Source organism: Mycobacterium sp. IEC1808 (assembly GCF_002101935.1).
Lineage (GTDB): Bacteria > Actinomycetota > Actinomycetes > Mycobacteriales > Mycobacteriaceae > Mycobacterium.
In genome coordinates, this window is the sequence record NZ_LQPV01000017.1 from 45,826 (window position 1) to 66,625 (window position 20,800).

The following is a 20,800-nucleotide window of genomic DNA, read 5'->3' on the forward strand; positions in this document are numbered from 1 at the left end:
TTAGCTGGCCGTCAATCTAGGGGCCAATAGGCCAATTGGGCCTTTCATCATTGGGGCCCGTCGAACGGCCGCGCCTGGTGTCCTTGCGCGGCAGCCACATTGCTCAGACGCCCAGGCTGCGGCCGATGATCTCCTTCATGATCTCGGTCGTGCCGCCGTAGATCGTCTGCACCCGCGCGTCCAGATAGGCTCGGGCGACGGGGTATTCGCGCATGTAGCCGTAGCCGCCGTGCAGCTGCAGGCAGCGGTCGATCAGGTGCACCTGCTTCTCGGTGGCATACCACTTGGCCATCGCGGCCTGCTCAGCCGTCAGCTTCCCGTCCAGGTGCAAGCGGACGAACTCGTCGACCATGATGCGCACCACGGTGGCCTCGGTCGCCAGCTCGGCGAGCAGGAATCGGCTGTTCTGGAAGCTGCCGATGGGCTTGCCAAAGGCCTTGCGCTCCTTGGTGTATTGCAGCGTCTGCTCCAGCACGCCTTCCATCGCCGCGGCCGCCATGACTGCGATGTTGATCCGCTCCTGCGGCAGGTTCTGCATGAGGTAGATGAACCCCATGCCCTCCTCGCCGAGCAGGTTTTCGGCCGGCACCTTGACGTCGGTGAACGACAGCTCGGCGGTGTCCTGGGCGTCCAGGCCGATCTTGTCCAGGTGGCGGCCCCGTTCGAAGCCCTCCATGCCGCGCTCGACGACCAGCAGACTGAAGCCCTGCGCGCCCTTCTCGGGGTCGGTCTGGGCGACCACGATCACCAGGTCGGAGTTGATTCCGTTGGTAATGAACGTCTTTGACCCGTTCAGCACGTAGTGATCGCCCTGCTTGACCGCGCGGGTCTTGATGCCCTGCAGGTCGCTGCCGGTCCCGGGCTCGGTCATCGCGATCGCGGTGATCATCTCCCCGGTGCAGAACTTGGGCAGCCAGCGCTGCTTCTGTTCCTCGTTGGCCAGCTTCAACAAGTACGGCGCGATGATGTCGTTGTGCAACCCGAAGCCGATGCCGCTGTAGCGCCCGAGGGTGGTCTCCTCGGTGACGATCGTGTTGTAGCGGAAGTCGGGGTTGCCTCCCCCGCCGTACTCCTCGGGCACCGCCATGCCCAGGAAGCCCTGCTTGCCGGCCTCCAGCCACACGCCGCGGTCGACGATCTTCGCCTTCTCCCATTCCTCGTGGTAGGGCGCCACGTGGCGACCGAGGAAGCCGCGGTAGGACTCGCGGAACAAATCGTGCTCGGGCTCGAAAAGGGTGCGCTCGTACTTGATGGCACTGCCCATGGATGACCTCCGCTGACCTCCGGGCGAATGGGACTCTGCCGCCAAGATATACCAACCAGCCGGTTGGTCGGCGGCCGGCGGGTCGCGGCGTGGCCGAGAACCGCTAGGGCGCGGCAAACTCGCGCAGGCTGGCGGCCAGCGCGACGGGAACGCGGGCGCGGATGCGGGTGCCGTCGGCGTTGTGCTCCTCCTGCTGCACTCGCCCGCCGGCGTGCAGCCGGGCCACCAGGTCGCCCCGGTCGTAGGGGATCACGACGTCGACAAGGGCGTCGGTGGGTTTGGACAGCTCCGCGAGTTCGGTCATCCGCCGCCGCAACGCGTCGATGCCCTCGCCGGTGTGCGCGGACACGAACACCGCCCCGGGCAGCCCGTGCCGAAGCTTGGCCAGCGCGAGGTCGCTCGCGGCGTCCACCTTGTTGACCACCAGCAGCTCGGGCGGCGCGTCGCCGTGGTGGTCGGCGACAACTTCCGAGATCACTTGGCGGACCGCGTTTATCTGGGCGATCGGGTTGACGTCGGAGCCGTCGACCACGTGCACCAGCAGGTCGGCGTCGACGACCTCCTCCAGGGTGGAGCGGAACGCCTCGACCAGCTGGGTGGGCAGGTGGCGCACGAAGCCGACGGTGTCGGTGAGCACGGCCGGGCGCCCGTCGGTCAACTCCGCGCGCCGGGTGGTGGGCTCCAGGGTGGCGAACAGCGCGTCCTGCACCAGCACCCCGGCCCCGGTCAGCGCGTTGAGCAGGCTGGATTTGCCGGCGTTGGTGTAGCCGACGATCGCGATGGACGGGACGTCGCTCGCCAGCCGGCGGCTGCGCTGCGTGTCGCGGGCCTGCTTCATGTCCTTGATCTCGCGGCGCAGCTTGCTCATCCGTTCGCGGATGCGGCGCCGGTCGGTCTCGATCTTGGTCTCACCGGGACCGCGCAGACCAACGCCGCCGCCGCTGCCGCCGGCGCGGCCGCCGGCCTGCCGGGACATCGACTCGCCCCAGCCGCGCAGCCGCGGCAGCATGTACTCCATCTGGGCCAGCGACACCTGGGCCTTGCCCTCCCGGCTGGTGGCGTGCTGGGCGAAGATGTCCAGGATCAGCGCGGTGCGGTCGATGACCTTGACCTTGACGGCCTTTTCCAGCGCGGTCAGCTGCGCCGGGGACAGCTCGCCGTCGCAGATCACGGTGTCGGCGCCGGTGGCCAGGACCACCTCGCGCAGCTCGGCGGCCTTGCCGGAGCCGATGTAGGTCGACGGGTCGGGCCGGTCGCGGCGCTGGATGAGGCCCTCGAGCACCTGCGAACCGGCGGTTTCGGCCAGGGCCGCCAGCTCGGCCATGCTGGCCTGGTTGTCGGCGGCGCTGCCGTCGGTCCACACGCCCACCAACACCACGCGCTCGAGGCGCAGCTGCCGGTACTCGACCTCGGAGACGTCGGCGAGCTCGGTGGACAGCCCCGCGACCCGGCGCAGCGCCGATCGATCCTCGAGGGCGAGTTCGCCCGCACTGGGCTCTAGATCCGGTTGGTCGGGAAAGGGAGTTTCGGGATTCGTCATAGGCAATTAGCAATAGTGCACGCTAAATCGGTGCAGCGCACCTGATTTAACGCTCCTGGGCGCGCCACCATTCCTCGCTGATCTCGCCGCGGGCCACCAGCACCGACGGTCCGCGCAAGTAGCTGGTGGCGTCGGTGACGGTGACGACGACGTCGCCGCCGGGCACCCGCACGGTGAGCGTCCCGGTGTCCGCGCCCCCGTCGGCCAGCGCGGCGACGGCGGCCGCGACCGTCCCGGTGCCGCACGAGCGGGTCTCGCCCACCCCGCGCTCGTGCACGCGCATCCGCACCATCCCGTCGACCGGCGACGTGAGCACCTCGACGTTGACCCCCTCGGGGAACTGGTCATGGTCGAACTGCACCGGCGCGCCGACGTCGAGGGCCGCCAGCCCTTCGGCGTCGAGCCGCGGGTCCACGCAGGCCAGGTGCGGGTTGCCGACGTCCACCGCCAGCCCGGCAAACCGCCTGCCGCCCACTATCGCCTCCCCCGCCCCGAGCCGGTTCGCCTTGCCCATGTCGACGGTGACGTCGGCGTCGGTGTCGCCGGCGTGGTGCAGGGTGACCGCGCGCGCGCCGGCCAGCGACCCGACGACGAACTCGTCGCGGGATTCCAGGCCGGCGGCCCGCAGGTAGTGCGCGAACACCCGCACGCCGTTGCCGCACATCTGCGCGGTCGACCCGTCGGCGTTGCGGTAGTCCATGTACCAGTCGCCGGCGTCGACGCCGTCCGGCAGGCGCTCGAGCACGCCGGCCGCCGCCGCGGCGCCGGCGGTGGTGATCCGCAGCACCCCGTCGGCACCCAGCCCCCGGCGCCGGTCGCAGAGCGCGGCCACCCGCTCGGCGGTCAGCGCCAGCGCGGCGTCGAGGTCGGGCAGCAGCACGAAGTCGTTCTGCGTGCCGTGGCCCTTGGCGAAGATCACCAGTTCAGACTACTTCGCGCCACGCCCGCAACGCGGCGTCGACGAGCCCGGTGGCATTGGCGTCCAGCCAGTGCACCCGGTGGTCCCGGCGAAACCACGACCGCTGCCGTCGCACGTAGCGCCGGGTGCCTACGTAGGTCTGCTCGCGCGCGTCGCGCAGCTGGTCTTCCGAGCCGCCGGCGTCGAGGGCCGCCAGCACCTGCGCGTAGCCCAGGGCGCGCGACGCGGTGACCCCGTCGCGCAGGCCGTCGTCCAGCAGGCCGCGGACCTCGTCGACCAGGCCCTGCTGGAACATGGCGTCGGTGCGGCGGGCCAATCTCTCGTCGAGAAGCGTTGTGTCGCAATCCAATCCGATGATGACGGTGTCCCAGCGCGGGGCGCCGATGCGCGGCGCGGAGGCGGCGAAGGGCTGCCCGGTGAGCTCGACAACCTCCAAAGCGCGCACCGTGCGCCGGCCGTCAGTGGGCAGGATCGCCGCGGCCGCCGCCGGGTCCCGGCGGCCCAGCTCGGCGTGCAGCTCCCCCACCCCCACCTCGGCGAGCCGCCGTTCCCAGCGGGCCCGCACCGCGGGGTCGGTCGCCGGGAACGACCAGTCGTCGAGCAAGGACTGGACGTAGAGCATCGAGCCGCCCACGATCACCGGCACGGCGCCTCGGGCGGCGATCGCTTCGATGTCGGCGGCGGCGGCCGCCTGATAGCGGGCGACGGTGGCGGTCTCGGTGACATGCAGGACGTCGAGCTGATGATGCGGGATGCCGCGGCGCTGCTCGACGGGCAGCTTGGCGGTGCCGATGTCCATGCCGCGGTAGAGCTGCATGGCGTCGGCATTCACGATCTCCGCGCCGAGCCGCTCGGACCCATCCAGCGCCAGCTGCGACTTGCCGGTGCCGGTGGGCCCGATGATCGCGAGCGGTCGGTTCATGGCTGCCAGAAGCCGGCGAAGTAGCCCACGCCGTAGGGCGCACCCCGGTAGAGCTCCTTGGCTGACCGCGGCCCCGGCTCGGTGAGGCCGGCCAACACCCCGAACGCGACCCGCCCCAGGATCTGCGGCGGCAACTGGGCCAGGGCGGCGGCGTCGCCGTCGGCCAGCGCGTCGTCCAACGCCAGCTGCGCCTCGACGTCTTCCGGGTGATGGCCGCCGGGGGCCGCCGGTGTCAGGGTGTTCGCGCCGTCGGCCATCACCAGCACGCCGACGGGATCAGGCACCCGGTCGATCTCCGCGCGCAGACGCCGGCCGTGGGCCAGCGCCGTGTCGGCGTCGTGGTCGCCGCGGTAGACGCGAACCTGCACCTCGGCGTCGGGGCGGGCCTGGCCGCGCGCCCAGCCGGCCAGCAGCGCACACACCGGTAGTTCGACGGCCCGTTTGGCGTGCGGCGACAGCCGCACCGGCACGTCGACGCCGAAACCGGCGAACGTGCCGCTGCAGTCGGGCCCGACGATCTCGTCGGCCGGGCCCGTCCCGATCGCCACCCAGCGCGGCGGCAGCAGGGCGGCCGCGGCCAGCACGGCCGCGGTCAGGTCGGCCACCTCGGCGGCGGCCGCTCCAGCCAGCTCGGGAACGAGCACCGGCGCGGCGGGAACGATCGCGATGGCGCTCAGCACGCAACCACACTAACCAGGCGCTAGGTGATCGTCGGGCTGCTCTCCGCCGCCGGCGGCGGGACCGGGGGCGCATCGTGCGCGGTCAACGCCTCGCGCGCCTCCACCACGTCTCGGCCCGCCTCCGCCGCGATCGAGGCGGCCTCGCCGCGCGCCAGCGCAACCGTCGCGATGATCACCAGGGCCACCGCCGAAACCAGGACGAACGAGGCGGGGCCCTTGGTGTAGAGCGTCTCGCCGAGCACCGTGACCCCGAGCACGCCCGCCACCACCGGCTTGGCCACCGTCATCGTCGGCAACGACGCGGTCAGCGCGCCCGCGCGGAAGGCGGACTGCTGAAAGACCATTCCGCACAGCGCAACCGCCAGCCAGGGGTAGAACTCGGGCGCGGTCAACACCGCACCCGCGCCCTCCTCGGCCACCTCGACGACGCCCTTGGTCAGCACCGCGAACAGCGCCAGTGACGAACCCGCCACCAGCGCCAGCAGCACCGCCGCGACCGGACGACCCTTCCAGATCCCGGCGCCCACCACGCACAGCACCAGCGTGGGGCCCATCACCGCGACCACGATGAGCCACGTCTCTAGCGGCGCCCGCTGGTTGCCGGCCGTGGGGTCGCCGACGATGATCACCACGGCCAAGGCCGCGGCCAGCACCACCGCCCAGACCCACTCCCAGCGGGTCACCCGTTGGCTGGTCAGGCGCGCGTAGATCGGCAACGCGAACAGCAGCGCGGTCACCTGCAGCGACGTCACGAGGACCACCGACCCCCACGCCAGCGCACCGGCCTGCAGGCTGTAGTTGGTGATCGCGGCCAGCCCGCCAATCCACCACCGCTTGTCACGCAACGACATGCGGAACAGCTCGAGGTGGCCGACTTCCTTGTCGGTGATCTCGTGCGCGGACCGCTGCCGGATCACGTCGCCGACCGCGGAGGCCAGCGCCGCGCATAAGGCGATCAGCGCGGCGATGTCAACTTTCGACATGGGGACCCCTCACCAGCGTTCCGCCCGAAAGCTGTATGTACACGTGCCGTTTCCTAACAATTCAACGACCACTGTAGTGGGGCGCGCCGGGGTCTCGACCCCAGCGAACCCCGGCGATCCGTCGACGAACCGGGCCGTACCTGCGAAAAACCCTGGGGAAATTTCGCGATTCGGGCATCGCGATCACCCCCTCGGAAGCCACGGCGAGAAAACGACCATCGGCCTGTGCCACCGTACCGGGCCGGGCGCCGCCGCCAAATGGTCGGAGCGACTGTGGAATCGAACCGTTACCCCCGGTGCGCCGGGTTCCCGCCCGGGGCGCTGGGTGGGCCCGGCCCGGCGTTTGCGAAGCTAGCCGACGCGGGCGAAGGCCGGGCGCGCCAAAACAGTAGGCGCGCTTCGCCCGCCAAGCTGCTTGAATACTGTTGGAAACGGTCAAAGAGCGTTAAGGGAGCCGCCACGCGCGGCAGGCGCGCGGAACACCACCGCGCGAAAGTTGCAGAAGGGTTGGTGACGAGCGCATGACGTCCAACGAGCCCACTAGCAACGCCTCACCCAAGCCGGTGCCGCGCCCGGGCCCGCGCCCCGGACCCCGGCCCGTGAGCCCGGGGCCGCGACCCGCTTCGGTGGCCGCCCACCCGTCCAGCGATCCGCACCGGTTCGGCCGCGTCGACGACGACGGCACCGTCTGGCTGATCAGCTCGGCCGGCGAACGCATCGTCGGTTACTGGCAGGCCGGCGACCGCGAGGCCGCCTTCGCCCACTTCGGCCGGCGCTTCGACGACCTGAGCACCGAGGTCACGCTCATGGAGGAGCGGCTGGCGTCGGGCACCGGGGACGCCCGCAAGATCAGGGCGCACGCGTCGGCGCTGTCCGAGACGTTGCCGACCGCGAGCGTGCTGGGGGACGTCGACGGGCTCGCGGCCCGGCTGGCCGGCCTGGTCGAGCGCGCCGATGCGGCCATCGCCGAGGGCCGCTCGAAGCGCGAGGAGCATCGGGCCGCCCAGACCGCCCGCAAGGAGGCCCTGGCCGCCGAGGCCGAAGACCTGGCCGCCAACGCGACACAGTGGAAGGCCGCCGGCGACCGGTTGCGCGCGATCCTCGACGAGTGGAAGACGATCAGCGGCCTGGACCGCAAGGTCGACGACGCGCTGTGGAAGCGCTATTCGGCCGCGCGGGACACCTTCAACCGGCGGCGGGGTTCCCATTTCGCCGAGCTGGATCGGGAGCGGTCGGGGGTCCGGCAGTCCAAGGAACGGCTCTGCGAGCGCGCCGAGGAACTGTCCGATTCGACGGACTGGACCGCTACCAGCGCCGAGTTCCGCAAGCTGCTGACGGAGTGGAAGGCGGCCGGGCGGGCGACCAGGGAGGTCGACGACGCCCTGTGGCGGCGCTTCAAGGCGGCTCAGGATTGCTTCTTCACCGCCCGCAACGCGGCGGCGGCGGAAAAGGACGCCGAGTTTCGCGCCAACGCCACCGCCAAGGAGGCGCTGCTGGCCGAGGCGGAAAAGATCGACACCAGCAACCTCGACGCGGCGCGGGCGGCGTTGCGGTCCATCGCCGACAGGTGGGATGCCATTGGGAAGGTGCCGCGGGAACGCTCCGCCGAGCTGGAGCGCCGGCTGCGCGCGGTCGAGAAGAAGGTGCGCGACGCCGGCGACGCGGATTGGTCCGACCCGCAGGCGCAGGCCCGCGCCGAGCAGTTCCGCACGCGCGCCGAGCAGTACGAACAGCAGGCGCAGAAGGCCGCGGCGGCCGGCCGGACCAAGGAGGCCGACGAGGCCAGGGCCAACGCCGAACAGTGGCGGCAATGGGCCGACGCGGCCGCTGCGGCGCTGACGCGCCGGTCCTAGCCTTTCGGCGGGGCCTCGGGGTCGTCCGGTTTGTCGAGGGTGTCCAGCAGGGTCATCGACTGCCGCGCTGCGGCGATCCGGCGCCGCTCCTCTTCGGCGGCCAAGTGCACGACGGTGCGCGCCCAGACCAGGCGGGCCCAGTGAAACGTCAGCACCATCACGGTGATCCAGGCGACGATCAGCCCCACGCCCGGCCCGGGATGCCCGGCGGCCACGGTCTGGCGCGACCAGATCGCCAACAGCCCCGCGCCGCACGCGATCGCCGAGCCCGCCAGCGCTACCCAGGCCAGCGCCCAGCGCCGTGTCATCAGTGCCAGCATCGAAAAGCCCACGCCGAACACCAGTGCCAGCCAGGCGAACACGCGCGACGGGAGGGACACCGCGGCGGCGCCGGCGCCGTGGCTGGAGAACAGCACGTCCCAGCCGCGCACGTGTCCGGTGTGCGGCAGGATGAACGAGGCCAGCAGCACGAACACCAGGATCGCGACCACCAAAGCCCTTGGGCCGGGCTCGATCTCGCCGGCCACCCGGCGTTCGGCGGCGTCGATTTCGGTCCGCAGCGCGTCGATGTCGGTGTGTTCTTTCTTCATTGGGCACATCCCAGGGTTTCGAGCGGTTCCGTGGCCGGCCCGACGGCCGGCATGCCCAGGCCGATCGCGCGCGGGCGGCGCCCGGGGGCGTGGGCGTCGCCGGCCCGGGTGCGGCGGTGGCGCAGGATGCCGGCGTCGGCGATGAGGTGGTGCGGCGCGGCCCCAGTGACCTTCGCGGTGACGATGTCGCCGGGCCGGACCTGGTCGTTCGCGGCTTCGAAACAGGAGAAGTGCACCAGCCGGCCGTCGCGCGCGCGTCCGGTCATGCGCGCCGTGCGGGCGTCCTTGCGCCCTTCGCCGGTGGCGACCAGCAATTCGACGGTCTGCCCGACGAGCGCGCGGTTGCCCTCCAGCGAGATCTGCTCCTGCAGCTCGACCAGCCGCTCGTAGCGTTCCTGCACAACGGCTTTCGGTAGCTGGCCGTCGAAGTCGGCGGCGGGGGTGCCGGGCCGTTTGGAGTACTGGAAGGTGAACGCCGCCGCGAAGCGGGCCTGCCGCACGATGTCGAGCGTGGCGGCGAAATCCTCTTCGGTCTCGCCGGGAAATCCGACGATCAGGTCCGTGGTGATCGCCGCGTGCGGCATGGCCGCCCTCACGCGGTCGATGATGCCCAGGTAGCGCTCGGCGCGGTAGGAGCGGCGCATCGCGCGCAGCACCCGGTCGGATCCGGACTGCAGCGGCATGTGCAGCGCCGGGCAAACGTTGGGTGTCTGCGCCATCGCCTCGATGACGTCGTCGGTGAACTCGGCCGGGTGCGGCGAGGTGAACCGCACGCGTTCCAGCCCGTCGATGCGCCCGCAGGCCCGCAGCAACTCGGCGAAGGCGCCGCGATCGCGGGGCTGCGCGGGGTCCGCGAACGAAACGCCGTAGGCGTTGACGTTCTGGCCCAGCAGGGTGATTTCGAGTACGCCGTCGTCGACCAGCGATTGGACCTCGGCGAGGATGTCGGCCGGGCTGCGGTCGACCTCCTTGCCGCGCAGCGACGGCACGATGCAGAACGTGCAGGTGTTGTTGCATCCGACGGAGATGGAAACCCAAGCGGCATAGGCGGATTCGCGTGCGATGGGCAGCGACGATGGGAACTGCTGCAGCGCCTCGGCGATCTCCACCTGCGCGACCCTGTTGTGCCGCGCGCGGTCGAGCAGCGTCGGCAGCGATCCGATGTTGTGCGTGCCGAACACGACGTCGACCCACGGCGCCTTGCGCAGCAACGCGTCGCGGTCCTTTTGGGCCAGGCAGCCCCCGACGGCGATCTGCATGTCGGGATTGCCGCGCTTTCGCGGGGCCAGGTGGCTGAGGTTGCCGTACAGCTTGTTGTCGGCGTTCTCCCGCACGGCGCAGGTGTTGAAGACCACCACGTCGGCGTCGGCCCCGTCGGCGGCCCGGCGGTAGCCGGCCGCCTCCAGCAGGCCCGCCAACCGCTCCGAGTCGTGGACGTTCATCTGGCAGCCGTAGGTGCGTACCTGGTAGGTACGCGCTCCCGAAACGTCTCGGGCCACCATCGAAGTCACGGGGCCATGGTACGGCGACCGGGGTCGGCCGAATGAACCCGCAGCTTAGACCCGGCGGCGCTCCCGTTCTGCGGCCAGCTCGGCCAGCACGACCTCGCACGCCAGGTTCTGGCCGTAGCCGCGGCGCGCCAGCATCCCCACCAGCCGGCGACTCAGCCGTGCGTCGTCGTCGCTGAGCGTCTCGCGCCGCAGCTTGGCCCGCACCAGCTCTTCGGCGCGGTCCCGCTCGGCGGCGGCGTCGATCCCGGCCAGCGCGGCGCCGATCAGCTCTTTGCCGACGCCCTTGGTCCGCAGCTCGGCGGCCAACGCGCGCCGGCTCTTTCCCGCCTTGGCCCGCCGGGACTCGACCCACTGTTCGGCGAACTCGGCGTCGTTCACCAGGCCGACGGCGGCCAGCCGGTCGAGCACCCGCTCGGCGACGTCGTCGGGGTATCCGCGTTTGGACAGCTGGCCGGCCAGCTCGGCCCGGGTGCGCGATCTCGCGGTGAGCAGGCGCAGGCACAGCGCCCGCGCCTGCTCCTCGCGGGAGGGCTCAGAAATCGACGGGGGCGGGCAAGACGTCGTCATCGGTCACCACGGCGCCAATGCCGAGCTTTTCCTTGATCTTCTTCTCGATCTCGTTGGCGATGTCGGCGTTTTCCATCAGGAAGGTGCGCACGTTCTCCTTGCCCTGGCCGAGTTGTTCGCCCTCGTAGGTGAACCACGAACCGGACTTGCGGATGAAGCCCTGGTCCACCCCCATGTCGATCAGCGAGCCCTCCCGGCTGATGCCGCGGCCGTAGAGGATGTCGAACTCGGCCTGCTTGAACGGCGGCGACACCTTGTTCTTGACGACCTTGACCCGGGTGCGGTTGCCGACCGCGTTGGTGCCGTCCTTGAGCGTCTCGATCCGGCGCACGTCCATGCGCACCGACGCGTAGAACTTCAAAGCCTTTCCGCCCGTGGTGGTTTCGGGGCTGCCGAACATCACGCCGATCTTTTCCCGGAGCTGGTTGATGAAGATCGCCGTGGTTCCCGAGTTGTTGAGCGCGCCGGTCATCTTCCGCAGCGCCTGACTCATCAGCCGGGCCTGCAGCCCGACGTGGCTGTCGCCCATCTCACCCTCGAGCTCCGCGCGCGGCACCAGGGCCGCCACCGAGTCGATGACCAGGATGTCCAGGGCGCCGGAACGGATCAGCATGTCGGCGATCTCCAACGCCTGCTCACCGGTGTCCGGCTGGCTGACCAGCAGCGAGTCGGTGTCGACGCCGAGCTTCTTGGCGTAATCCGGGTCCAGGGCGTGCTCGGCGTCGATGAACGCCGCGACGCCGCCGGCGGCCTGGGCGTTGGCCACCGCGTGCAGCGCGACGGTGGTCTTACCCGAGGACTCCGGGCCGTAGATCTCCACGACCCGGCCACGTGGCAGGCCGCCGATGCCCAATGCCACGTCCAGTGCGATGGATCCGGTCGGGATGACCGAGATCGGCTGGCGCATCTCGTCGCCGAGACGCATCACCGAGCCTTTGCCATAGCTCTTCTCGATCTGGGCCATCGCCAGCTCGAGGGCCTTCTCGCGGTCGGGGGCTTGCGTCATGATGCCTCTTCCTATCGTCGTTGGGTTCTTCTGACCGGTATCGGTCGGTTGGCGGTGACCCTAGGCGCGGGGTCCGACAAGTCCCCGAACGCTCACCACAGTAGCCGAACACCTGTTCGATTCAAGGTGACACGCCGGGCGTCCGACGGCGTGTGGCAACATTTGCTACCGACAAGGCGCTGACGGGCTGACAACCTGAGGAAACCGGTGCGAATCCGGTGCGGTCCCGCCACTGTGATCGGGGACGGACACGTCCCGACCCGAGAGCCAGATACTCACCGTCAGCGCTTCCTCACGAGAACTGGGGCGGATTTCCCCAGGGAGGGTTGGTTGCGCATGGACATTTCTGCCGAGCTGGCCGAAATATCTTCTTATAAAAGGTTTTTCACGTTCACGGTCGGCGGCGACGCGGCGGGGTGGCATCCGGTCGGGCAGTCATACGCCGACGGGTTCGCCGACCTGATCCACGCCACCGCGCGGCGCTATCACACGTCGGACCTGCGGATCGCCGCGTCGCTGGTCCACCTCGGCCACGCCACGCGGTTGTGGTCGCCGGTGCTGGCGTGTGCGCTGGGCCATGGGGTGATCCCCGATCTCAAATGCCTGCAGCGGGCCGACGACGGGGCGCAGCTGCGCATCCCCGAGCCCGTCGGGCAGGCCGTCGACCGGCCGTCGGCGAAGTTGCTGTACCGCCTCGTCGTCAAAGGGCACATGAAACCGTTCGCCGCCGGCCTGCGCGTGAAACTGGCGCCCGCCCTGCTGGCGGGCAACATCGCGTCCGCGCTGGTCGGGGCGTCCCGGGCGCTGCTCGTCGCGCGCCCGGACCTGCGGCCCGCGATCATCGAGATGACCGAATCCCTGCTGGAAACCGGCATGCTGGCCGGGTCCGGCGTGATCACCGGCTCCCATCTGGGCTTCCGGCGTCGCAGCTGTTGCCTGTTCTATCGCGTGCCCGGCCGATCGGTCTGCGGCGACTGCGTGTTTCGCCGTGAGCGCCCGGGCCGCTGAGTGTGCAGCCCAGGTTTTGCGTGTGTATCCAGGGCGGTAAACAGGCGCGGATCGCGCCACCAGCGCACAGTCAAAGCCGCCAGCGCACACTCACCACTGATCGCGCGGCACGTCGAAATCGGCGCACAGGGCGCGCCAGACGTCGCGGGGCTCCACCCCGTCCTCGATCGCCTGGGCGGCGGTGCGGCCGCCGAACCCGGTCAGCACGTGATCCACCAGCACCGACGCGCCGTAGGTGGAACCGAACCGCAACACAACCCGCTCGTTGAACTCCGTCAGCCGCACGCACGCCAACATACCCAGCGAGCTACCCTGCTAAAGCCAGCGCTTCGCGGCACACCCACACCGGGTCGGCGACGTCGGCAATGCCGGCGGCGGCCTGGCGCGCGGCGTCGCGGTAGCCGGGCGACGCCAGCACCTCGCCCACGGCGACTACCAGCGCGTCGGCGGTCAGCGGCCGGATCAGCCGTCCGCTCCCCTGGCGCACCACGCGGTTGGCCATCTCCCACTGGTCCCCGCCGCCCGGGACCACGACCAGCGGCACGCCGGCCAGCAGCGTTTTGCTCACGATCCCGTGGCCGCCGCCGCAGATCATCAGGTCGGCGTGCGCCAGCAGGTCGGACTGGCGCCCCAGGCCGGCCACCGCGTACGGCGGCAGCGTCAGCTCCGCCCCGCCCAGCCGCGAGACCACCAGGCGCGAGCCCGCCGGCAGCGTCTCCCCCGGTATCAGGCACTCCAGCGCGGCCTCGGCCAGGCCCGCCGTCCCGGTCGACGCGGTCGACGGCGCGACCACCACCGCCGGCCCGGGGCCGGGCGGCACCTCGAGCACCCGATCAGTGGGTTCGAAGTGCAACGGCCCGACGACGACGGCCTCCTCCGGCCAGTCCGGGCGCGGCACCTCAAGGGCGGGCAGCGTGGCGATCAGGCGGCGCAGCGGCCCGGGGTCGACGGCGGGCAGCCCGATCTCGAGCCGGGCGGCCGCGCGCTGCTTGATGCCGGCGCGCCAGGATCGCCCCGTCAGCGCCCGCATGCTGGCGTCGCGCAGCCGGCCGCGGAAGCCGGTGCCCGGCGCCAGCCCGCTGCCGATCGGCGGCAGCCCCTTCGACGGCAGGTACAGCGGATGCGGGTTGAGCTCGATCCACGGGATCCCCAGCAGCTCGGCGGCCATCCCGCCGCCCGCGGTGATGACGTCCGAGACCACCAGGTCGGGCGCCAGGTCGCGCAGCGCCGGGACGTTGAGCACCGCCATCCGCGCGGCGCGGCGATGGATCCGGGCGCCGGCGTCGATGTCCTCGTCGGTGGCGGCCAGCCCGTCTAATTCGGCGGCGTCGATGCCGACCGCGCGGGCGGCGCCCGTCCATTCCGCGCCGGTGAACAGGGTGGGCCGATCGCCCGCCTCGACGAAGCGCTGGCACAGCGCGATCGCGGGGAACGAGTGCCCGGGATCCGGCCCGGCGACCACGGCGACGCGCATCGACCCACCCTGCCACAGCGCCGCGCTGCCACGCACAACCCCGGTCGAATAGGCTGGCGGCCATGACCGAGCTGACTGACACAGGCGTCGCGAACACCCGCACGGTCGAGGGTTTCCTGAACGCGCTTCAAGATTCGGACCTCGAGGCCGCCGAGGCCGCGCTGGACGACGACCTCGTCTACGAGAACGTCGGCCTGCCCACGATCCGCGGCCGCGCCCGGGCGATCAAGCTGTTCCGCGCGATGGAGGGCCGCGGGGCGTTCGAGGTGAAGATTCACCGCATCGCCGCCGACGGCGCCGCGGTGCTCACCGAGCGCACCGACGCGCTGATCGTCGGCCCGCTGCGGCTGCAGTTCTGGGTCTGCGGCGTGTTCGAGGTGCACAACGGGCGAATCACGCTGTGGCGGGACTACTTTGACTTCTTCGACATGTTCAAGGCGACGCTGCGCGGCCTGGCGGCGCTCGTCGTGCCGTCGCTGAAGGCTTCGTTCTAGGGGTTCTAGGCGTTCTAGGCCTTCGGCAACCCGCCCAGCTCGTCGAACGCCTGCGCCCAACCCAGCAGGCGATCAGTCGCGCCGACCAGCTCCTCGCGGTAGCGCTGCCGCGCCGCACCGGCCCCGTCGCCGTTCGCCGACGACACCAATTGCGCTGCGGCGGTGACCATTTCGTTGTACTGACGCACGCCGGCGCTCAACTGCGCGGTGAACGCGTTGATGGTGGGCACCAGATACGACCGCGACGACTCGGCGTACTGGGCCGCCCGCTCCATCGACACCACCTCGGCGGCGGTGGCCGCCATCGCCGAAGACGTCTTGCCGGCCGCGGCACTCAAATCACGGATCTCGTCCGCCGGCAGCATGGCGCCGCGCTCGATCACGCCCAACAGCGAGGAGAAGCCGCGCTCGGAGGCGCCCAGCGCGTACATCGCCGGCCGGGCGGCGGAGCCGGGCGGCGGCAGCCGGCGCGTGTTGGCAGGCCGCCGCGCCGGCAGCGGCTCGGCGCGCAGCCAGCGGTAGCGCAGCAGCAACAGCGTCGCCGGGATCGCCAGCACGACCGCGACGCCGCCGGTGACCTCCAGCAGCAGCGCGAACCAGCCCCACGCCGCCAGCACGCCGGTCACCACGATCCAAAACAGGCAGCCGACGCCGAAGATCACACCCCACCGCAGCGCCCGGCGGCGTCGGCGCAGCAACCGCGCCCGCGGATCGGCGGCGGCGCTGATCTTCTGGGCGACGAAGTCGGAAAGGTCGGCGGCGGTGTCCAATCCGCGCTGCACCACCGCCCGCCATGGCGAGCGCTGAGTCGCTTTCACCGCCATCGCGAACCGTCCGCGGCGTTACTGACCAAAGGGCTTCTCGGCGACCTGACCGCCGGCGCTCTCGGCCGGCGCGGGAGTGGCCCCGGCGGCGGGCGTCCCACCCGCCGGCAGGGCGTCGCCGCGCATCGACGCGCGGATCTGCTCGAGCCGGGAGTGGCCCGCCATCTGGATGCCGGCCTGCTCGACCTCGAGCATCCGGCCCTGCACGGAGCCCTGGGCGAGTTCGGCCGACCCGATCGCGTTGGCGTAGCGGCGTTCGATCTTCTCGCGGACCTCGTCGAGGTTCGGGGTGGTGCCCGGGGCGGCGATCTCGCTCATCGACCGCAGCGACGCGCTGACCTGTTCCTGCATCTTCGCCTGCTCGAGCTGGCTGAGCAGCTTGGTGCGCTCGGCGATCTTCTGCTGCAGCACCATCGAGTTCTGTTCGACGGCCTTCTTGGCCTGGGCCGCGGCGGACAGCGCCTGGTCGTGCAGCGTCTTGAGGTCTTCGACGCTCTGCTCGGCGGTCACCAGCTGCGCCGCGAACGCCTCGGCGGCGTTGTTGTACTCGGCGGCCTTGGCGGCGTCGCCCGCGCCGGTGGCCTGGTCGGCGAGCGTCAGCGCCTGGCGCACGTTGACCTGGAGCTTTTCGATGTCCGCCAGCTGGCGGTTGAGCCGCATCTCGAGTTGGCGCTGGTTGCCGATCACCTGCGCCGCCTGCTGGGTCAGCGCCTGGTGCTGGCGCTGCGCCTCCTCGATGGCCTGCTGGATCTGCACTTTGGGGTCGGCGTGCTCGTCAATTTTGGCGTTGAACAGCGCCATGAGGTATTTCCACGCCTTGACGAACGGATTGGCCATCAGTCAGCTCCACCTTCGCTTCTCGTATGCCGGGCAGGCGCCCTGCCGCTCAATTTAATGGGTCGGCGACGATCGCCCCACCCCTGACGCCGATCGGGTCGTCGACGCGCTCAGGCCACGGCCAGCGAGGCCACCGGCGGAATGACGACCTTGGTGCTGGCGTCGATGGTGCTGCTCGCCCCGGCGGTCGCGGCGCTGTGGGCCGCGTGTTCCGCACTGGCCATCCGCTCCCCGGCGCCGGTGAGGACCGCCGACAGCGGCACCTGCAGCGCGTCGCAGATCGCGTTGAGCAGCTCGCTGGACGGCTCCTTGCGGCCGCGCTCCACCTCCGAGAGATATCCGAGGCTCACCCGTGCCGAATCCGAGACCTCCCGCAGCGTCCGGCCCTGTGACGTCCTGGCCCGACGCAACACGTCGCCGATGACCTCGCGCATCAATGGCGGCATCCCGCCCTCCTTCGTCCAGTCAGCCCTGCTCAGCACGAAAACAGACCCCATTCAGCAGGCACTCATAAAGGTCAACGCCGCCAACGGCGCCCTGGTTCCCGTTCAGCCGGTCGTCTGGCGAACTCGCCGGACGGTCCTGATCGTCCCGGCGACGTAGTCGATGCCGGTGACCACCGTGAGCACGATCGCGATGCCCATCACGACCGCGGCCACCACCCGGAACGGTCCGGTCAGCGGGAGCACGAACAGGCCGATCGCCAGCGCCTGAACCACCGTCTTGAGCTTGCCGCCCCAGCTCGCCGGGATGACGCCGCGGCGGATCACGGCCAGCCGCAGCAGCGTGACCACGACTTCGCGGGCCATGATCACCACGGTGACCCACCACGCCAGGTCGCCCAGCATCGACAGGCCGATCAGCGCCGACCCGATCAGCGCCTTGTCCGCGATCGGATCGACGAACGCACCGAATTCGGTCGCCATTCCGTAGTTGCGGGCCAACAAACCGTCGAACCGGTCGGTCAGGCAGGCAACGGCGAAAATCACGAAAGCGACTATGCGCCCGACGATTTGGTGACCGTCGCCGGTGAACAACGCGAACAGGAAGATGGGGACCAGCACCAGCCGCAGCAGTGTGAGGACGTTGGCCAGGTTGGCGATGCGGGCGCGGCCAGCCATTCCGGACGTTTCAGGCTGTGCCGACACGGCATCAGAATAACCGTTGACCAGCGCTCCCTTCGCCGTTGCCGATACTGTTACCCGTGACCGAAAGCTCACGCGACCGCTTGCCCGTGGTCCGGCGCGCGCGAACGTCGGACGTTCCCGCGATCAAACACCTCGTCGACACCTATGCCGGGCGCATCCTGCTGGAAAAGAACCTGGTGACGCTGTACGAGGCCGTCCAGGAGTTCTGGGTGGCCGAGGACGCCGACGGCAAGGTGGTCGGCTGCGGGGCGCTGCACGTGCTGTGGTCGGACCTCGGCGAGATTCGCACCGTCGCTGTCGACCCGTCGGTGACCGGGCAGGGCATCGGCCACGCGATCGTCAACCGGCTGCTGGAGGTCGCGCGCGAGCTGCAGCTGGAGCGGCTGTTCGTGCTGACCTTCGAGACCGAGTTCTTCGGCCGGCACGGCTTCACCGAGATCGAGGGCACGCCGGTCACCGCCGAGGTGTACGAGGAGATGTGCCGCTCCTACGACATCGGTGTCGCCGAGTTCCTGGACCTGAGCTACGTCAAACCCAACATCCTGGGCAACTCCCGGATGCTGCTGGTGCTCTAGTCGCCGGCCTCGTCGCCGGAGCCGCCGTCCAGGCCCCGGATCGCGGCCAGCGTCGCGGCCAGCTCGTCGGGCTTGACGAGCACGTCGCGCGCCTTGGAGCCCTCGCTGGGCCCGACGATGCCGCGAGTCTCCATCAGGTCCATCAGCCGGCCGGCCTTGGCGAAGCCGACCCGCAGCTTGCGCTGCAGCATCGAGGTCGAGCCGAACTGGCTGGACACCACCAGCTCGACGGCCTGCAGGAACAGGTCCATGTCATCGCCGATGTCGGGGTCGACGTCGGTGCGCTCGCTGGTCGTCTTGGCGGTGGTGACGCCCTCGGTGTATTCGGGTTCGGCCTGATCCTTGCACGCGTTGACGACGGCGTGGATCTCGTCGTCGGTGATGAAGGCGCCCTGCAGCCGGACCGTCTTGCTGGCGCCCATCGGCAGGAACAGGGCGTCGCCCATGCCGATCAGCTTCTCCGCGCCGGCCTGGTCCAGGATCACCCGGCTGTCCGTGAGCGACGACGTCGCGAACGCCAGCCGGGACGGCACGTTGGTCTTGATCAGGCCGGTGACGACGTCGACGGACGGGCGCTGGGTGGCCAGCACCAGGTGGATGCCCGCGGCGCGGGCCTTCTGGGTGATCCGCACGATGGCGTCCTCGACGTCGCGCGGCGCGGTCATCATCAGGTCGGCCAGCTCGTCGACGATCGCCACCACGTACGGGTAGGGCCGGTATTCGCGCTGGCTGCCCAGCGGCGCGGTGATCGCGCCGGAGCGCACCTTGGCGTTGAAGTCGTCGATGTGGCGCACCCGGGAGGCCTGCATGTCCTGGTAGCGCTGCTCCATCTCCTCGACCAGCCAGGCCAGCGCGGCCGCCGCCTTCTTCGGCTGGGTGATGATCGGGGTGATCAGGTGCGGAATGCCTTCGTACGGCGTGAGTTCCACCATCTTCGGGTCGATCAGGATCATCCTGACCTCCTCCGGGGTGGCCCGCGTCAGCAGCGACACCAGCATCGAGTTCACGAAGCTGGACTTGCCGGATCCGGTGGAGCCGGCGACCAGCAGGTGCGGCATCTTCGCCAGGTTCGCCGAGATGAAGTCGCCCTCGATGTCCTTGCCCAGCCCGATCACCAGCGGGTGGTGGTCGCGCCGGGTCGACGGCGCGGTGAGCACGTCGGCCAGCCGCACCATCTCCCGGTCGGTGTTGGGCACCTCGATGCCGACGGCGGACTTGCCGGGGATCGGGGCCAGCATTCGGACGCTCTCGGTGGCCACCGCGTAGGCGATGTTCTTCTGCAGCGCGGTGATCTTCTCCACCTTCACGCCGGGGCCCAGCTCGACCTCGTAGCGGGTGACGGTGGGTCCGCGGGTGCAGCCGGTGACGGCGGCGTCGACCTTGAACTGGTTGAGCACCTCGCTGATGGCGTCGGCCATGACATTGTTGGCGGCGCTGCGCTTCTTGGGCGGATCGCCGGCGATCAGCAGGCTCAGCGCCGGCAGCGTGTAGGGCCCCTCGACCACCCGATCAACGACCAGCGGCTCCGGCTTCTTGGTGCGACGGCGGCTTCGCCCGGGTTCGGGGATGGTGGGCGTGTCGTCCGCGATCGGTTCGTCGAGGCTGGCCGGCGCGGCGGCGGCCGACGGCCACGCCTGCGGTTCCGGTTCCGGGGACTCGTCGTAATAGCCGTCGGAGAAGTCGTCGCGGGGCTGATCGTCGTCGTCGAACTCGTCCGCGTAGTCGTAGGCGACGTCGTCGTCGCCGAGCAACCGGCCACCGAACATGGAACGCACCACGTCGGGCACCTCGCGGATAGTGGTCCCGGTGAGCAGCAGCAGCCCGAACATGAAGCCGATGAACAACAGCGGCGCGGCGATCCACGGCGTCAACCCGTCCGACAGCGGACCGCCGATGGCGAAACCGATGAATCCCGCTGCGCGGCGGCGCAATTCGGGGTCCTCCGGCGAGCCGGACCACAGGTGCCGCAGGCCGAGCGCCGACAGGGCGATCAGGCTGCCGCCCAGGATGAGCCGCGGGCGCGCCTCGGGATTGGGCTCGGTCCGCATCAGCGTGACCGCCACCGCGGCGGCGACCACCGGCAGCGCCAGGACGCCCGAGCCGATGAACGTCCGCAGCAGCGTGTCGACCCACGCGCCGACCGGACGGGCGGCGTCGAACCACGAGCTCGCGGCGACCACGACGGCGACGCCGAGCAGCACCAGCGCGATCCCGTCGCGGCGGTGCCCGGGATCGATGTCGCGGGCGCGCCCGATGGAGCGCGCGGCGCCGCCGGTGCCGCGGGCGGCCATCAGCCAGGTGGCGCGCATGGCGCGCCCGCAGGTCAGCCCCGTGGCGACCAGCAGGGAGGAGTTGCGGCGCTTGGCGGGCCTGCCCGCCTTCTTGCGGGGCGCCGCCGGGCGCGCGGTTCGGGACCTCCCCCGCGACGGTGCCTTTGACCTGCTCGTTCGGGCTCCGGAGCGGGCGGCGGTCTTACTGGGCATGACGCTCAGAGTAGTCGCAAAAGCCTCATCTACACCACCCGCCACACTGGTAACCATCGCCGGGCGGGCGATGCCGCCGATCGGGCCTGGGTAGGGTGGCTAGCGGTGATCTACGTCATGCC

21 protein-coding genes and 1 riboswitch are annotated in these 20,800 nt (G+C 70.6%); of the genes, 4 read left to right on the forward strand and 17 right to left on the reverse strand.

The window, feature by feature from the left end; all coding sequences use genetic code 11:
* Positions 1 to 103: 103 nt before the first annotated feature.
* From AWB92_RS10820 to AWB92_RS10845, 6 genes are all read right to left on the reverse strand, one after another.
* A complete protein-coding gene (locus tag AWB92_RS10820; RefSeq protein ID WP_085185438.1) occupies positions 104 to 1,264 on the reverse strand; it encodes an acyl-CoA dehydrogenase family protein in 1,161 nt (386 codons plus the stop codon).
* A 103-nt stretch (positions 1,265 to 1,367) separates the two neighbouring features.
* Positions 1,368 to 2,804: a GTPase HflX gene (gene hflX / locus AWB92_RS10825; RefSeq protein WP_085185440.1), complete on the reverse strand. Its 1,437-nt coding sequence runs from the start codon at positions 2,802 to 2,804 to the stop codon at positions 1,368 to 1,370.
* A 46-nt stretch (positions 2,805 to 2,850) separates the two neighbouring features.
* On the reverse strand, positions 2,851 to 3,723 hold the full coding sequence (gene dapF, locus AWB92_RS10830) for a diaminopimelate epimerase (protein ID WP_085185442.1): 873 nt from the start codon (positions 3,721 to 3,723) through the stop codon (positions 2,851 to 2,853).
* A gap of 4 nt (positions 3,724 to 3,727) precedes the next feature.
* On the reverse strand, positions 3,728 to 4,645 hold the full coding sequence (gene miaA, locus AWB92_RS10835) for a tRNA (adenosine(37)-N6)-dimethylallyltransferase MiaA (protein WP_085185444.1): 918 nt from the start codon (positions 4,643 to 4,645) through the stop codon (positions 3,728 to 3,730).
* Positions 4,642 to 5,325 (reverse strand): hypothetical protein, encoded by a 684-nt coding sequence (locus AWB92_RS10840; protein ID WP_085185446.1) that lies wholly within the window; start codon positions 5,323 to 5,325, stop codon positions 4,642 to 4,644. Before AWB92_RS10840 ends, miaA begins: the two co-directional genes overlap by 4 nt.
* 20 nt (positions 5,326 to 5,345) lie before the next feature.
* Positions 5,346 to 6,308 (reverse strand): DMT family transporter, encoded by a 963-nt coding sequence (locus AWB92_RS10845; RefSeq protein WP_085185448.1) that lies wholly within the window; start codon positions 6,306 to 6,308, stop codon positions 5,346 to 5,348.
* A 521-nt stretch (positions 6,309 to 6,829) separates the two neighbouring features.
* Between AWB92_RS10845 and AWB92_RS10850 the strand changes: the two genes are divergently transcribed.
* Positions 6,830 to 8,161, forward strand: a complete 1,332-nt coding sequence (locus AWB92_RS10850; protein WP_085185449.1) for a DUF349 domain-containing protein — start codon at positions 6,830 to 6,832, stop codon at positions 8,159 to 8,161.
* Here AWB92_RS10850 and AWB92_RS10855 read toward each other — a convergent pair.
* From AWB92_RS10855 to recA, 4 genes are read right to left on the reverse strand one after another with little or no spacing between them, the layout of a single operon-like run.
* Positions 8,158 to 8,760 carry a hypothetical protein gene (locus AWB92_RS10855; RefSeq protein WP_085185451.1) on the reverse strand — a complete coding sequence of 201 codons (603 nt, stop codon included), beginning with the start codon at positions 8,758 to 8,760 and terminating at the stop codon, positions 8,158 to 8,160. The genes AWB92_RS10850 and AWB92_RS10855 overlap by 4 nt on opposite strands.
* Positions 8,748 to 10,253 (reverse strand): tRNA (N6-isopentenyl adenosine(37)-C2)-methylthiotransferase MiaB, encoded by a 1,506-nt coding sequence (miaB, locus tag AWB92_RS10860; protein WP_085185693.1) that lies wholly within the window; start codon positions 10,251 to 10,253, stop codon positions 8,748 to 8,750. The genes AWB92_RS10855 and miaB overlap by 13 nt, the downstream gene beginning before the upstream one ends.
* A gap of 54 nt (positions 10,254 to 10,307) precedes the next feature.
* Positions 10,308 to 10,829, reverse strand: a complete 522-nt coding sequence (recX, locus tag AWB92_RS10865; protein ID WP_085185453.1) for a recombination regulator RecX — start codon at positions 10,827 to 10,829, stop codon at positions 10,308 to 10,310.
* Positions 10,795 to 11,835 (reverse strand): recombinase RecA, encoded by a 1,041-nt coding sequence (gene recA / locus AWB92_RS10870; protein WP_067009078.1) that lies wholly within the window; start codon positions 11,833 to 11,835, stop codon positions 10,795 to 10,797. The genes recX and recA overlap by 35 nt, the downstream gene beginning before the upstream one ends.
* A 166-nt stretch (positions 11,836 to 12,001) precedes the next feature.
* A riboswitch (cobalamin riboswitch) is annotated at positions 12,002 to 12,133 on the forward strand.
* A 38-nt stretch (positions 12,134 to 12,171) separates the two neighbouring features.
* On the opposite strand from recA, the gene AWB92_RS10875 reads away from it, so the two are divergent.
* Entirely contained in the window at positions 12,172 to 12,843 is a 672-nt protein-coding gene (locus AWB92_RS10875) for a (2Fe-2S)-binding protein (protein WP_085185455.1), read from the forward strand.
* 90 nt (positions 12,844 to 12,933) lie between these two features.
* Here the strand turns inward: AWB92_RS10875 and AWB92_RS10880 are convergent, their stop codons facing one another.
* Together AWB92_RS10880 and AWB92_RS10885 are read right to left on the reverse strand one after the other, a co-directional pair.
* Positions 12,934 to 13,140, reverse strand: coding sequence for a DUF3046 domain-containing protein (locus AWB92_RS10880; protein ID WP_085185457.1), 207 nt, complete (start codon positions 13,138 to 13,140; stop codon positions 12,934 to 12,936).
* A gap of 10 nt (positions 13,141 to 13,150) precedes the next feature.
* Positions 13,151 to 14,317 (reverse strand): nucleotide disphospho-sugar-binding domain-containing protein, encoded by a 1,167-nt coding sequence (locus AWB92_RS10885; protein WP_085185695.1) that lies wholly within the window; start codon positions 14,315 to 14,317, stop codon positions 13,151 to 13,153.
* Positions 14,318 to 14,379: 62 nt separating this feature from the next.
* On the opposite strand from AWB92_RS10885, the gene AWB92_RS10890 reads away from it, so the two are divergent.
* A complete protein-coding gene (locus AWB92_RS10890; RefSeq protein WP_085185459.1) occupies positions 14,380 to 14,811 on the forward strand; it encodes a limonene-1,2-epoxide hydrolase in 432 nt (143 codons plus the stop codon).
* Positions 14,812 to 14,825: 14 nt separating this feature from the next.
* On the opposite strand, the gene AWB92_RS10895 is transcribed toward AWB92_RS10890, so the two are convergent.
* From AWB92_RS10895 to pgsA, 4 genes are all read right to left on the reverse strand, one after another.
* Positions 14,826 to 15,635: a hypothetical protein gene (locus AWB92_RS10895; protein ID WP_085185461.1), complete on the reverse strand. Its 810-nt coding sequence runs from the start codon at positions 15,633 to 15,635 to the stop codon at positions 14,826 to 14,828.
* A gap of 18 nt (positions 15,636 to 15,653) precedes the next feature.
* Positions 15,654 to 16,472, reverse strand: coding sequence for a phage shock protein PspA (gene pspA, locus AWB92_RS10900; RefSeq protein WP_068107220.1), 819 nt, complete (start codon positions 16,470 to 16,472; stop codon positions 15,654 to 15,656).
* Between the two features lie 110 nt (positions 16,473 to 16,582).
* Complete coding sequence (gene clgR / locus AWB92_RS10905; RefSeq protein ID WP_068107218.1) at positions 16,583 to 16,918, reverse strand: transcriptional regulator ClgR; 336 nt, start codon at positions 16,916 to 16,918, stop codon at positions 16,583 to 16,585.
* Between the two features lie 102 nt (positions 16,919 to 17,020).
* A complete protein-coding gene (pgsA, locus tag AWB92_RS10910; RefSeq protein WP_085185463.1) occupies positions 17,021 to 17,593 on the reverse strand; it encodes a CDP-diacylglycerol--glycerol-3-phosphate 3-phosphatidyltransferase in 573 nt (190 codons plus the stop codon).
* A gap of 83 nt (positions 17,594 to 17,676) precedes the next feature.
* Here pgsA and AWB92_RS10915 point away from each other — a divergent pair, with 83 nt between their 5' ends.
* Entirely contained in the window at positions 17,677 to 18,195 is a 519-nt protein-coding gene (locus AWB92_RS10915; protein WP_142282043.1) for an amino-acid N-acetyltransferase, read from the forward strand.
* On the opposite strand, the gene AWB92_RS10920 is transcribed toward AWB92_RS10915, so the two are convergent.
* Positions 18,192 to 20,735, reverse strand: a complete 2,544-nt coding sequence (locus tag AWB92_RS10920) for a DNA translocase FtsK (protein ID WP_193791396.1) — start codon at positions 20,733 to 20,735, stop codon at positions 18,192 to 18,194. The genes AWB92_RS10915 and AWB92_RS10920 overlap by 4 nt on opposite strands.
* Positions 20,736 to 20,800 lie beyond the last annotated feature (65 nt).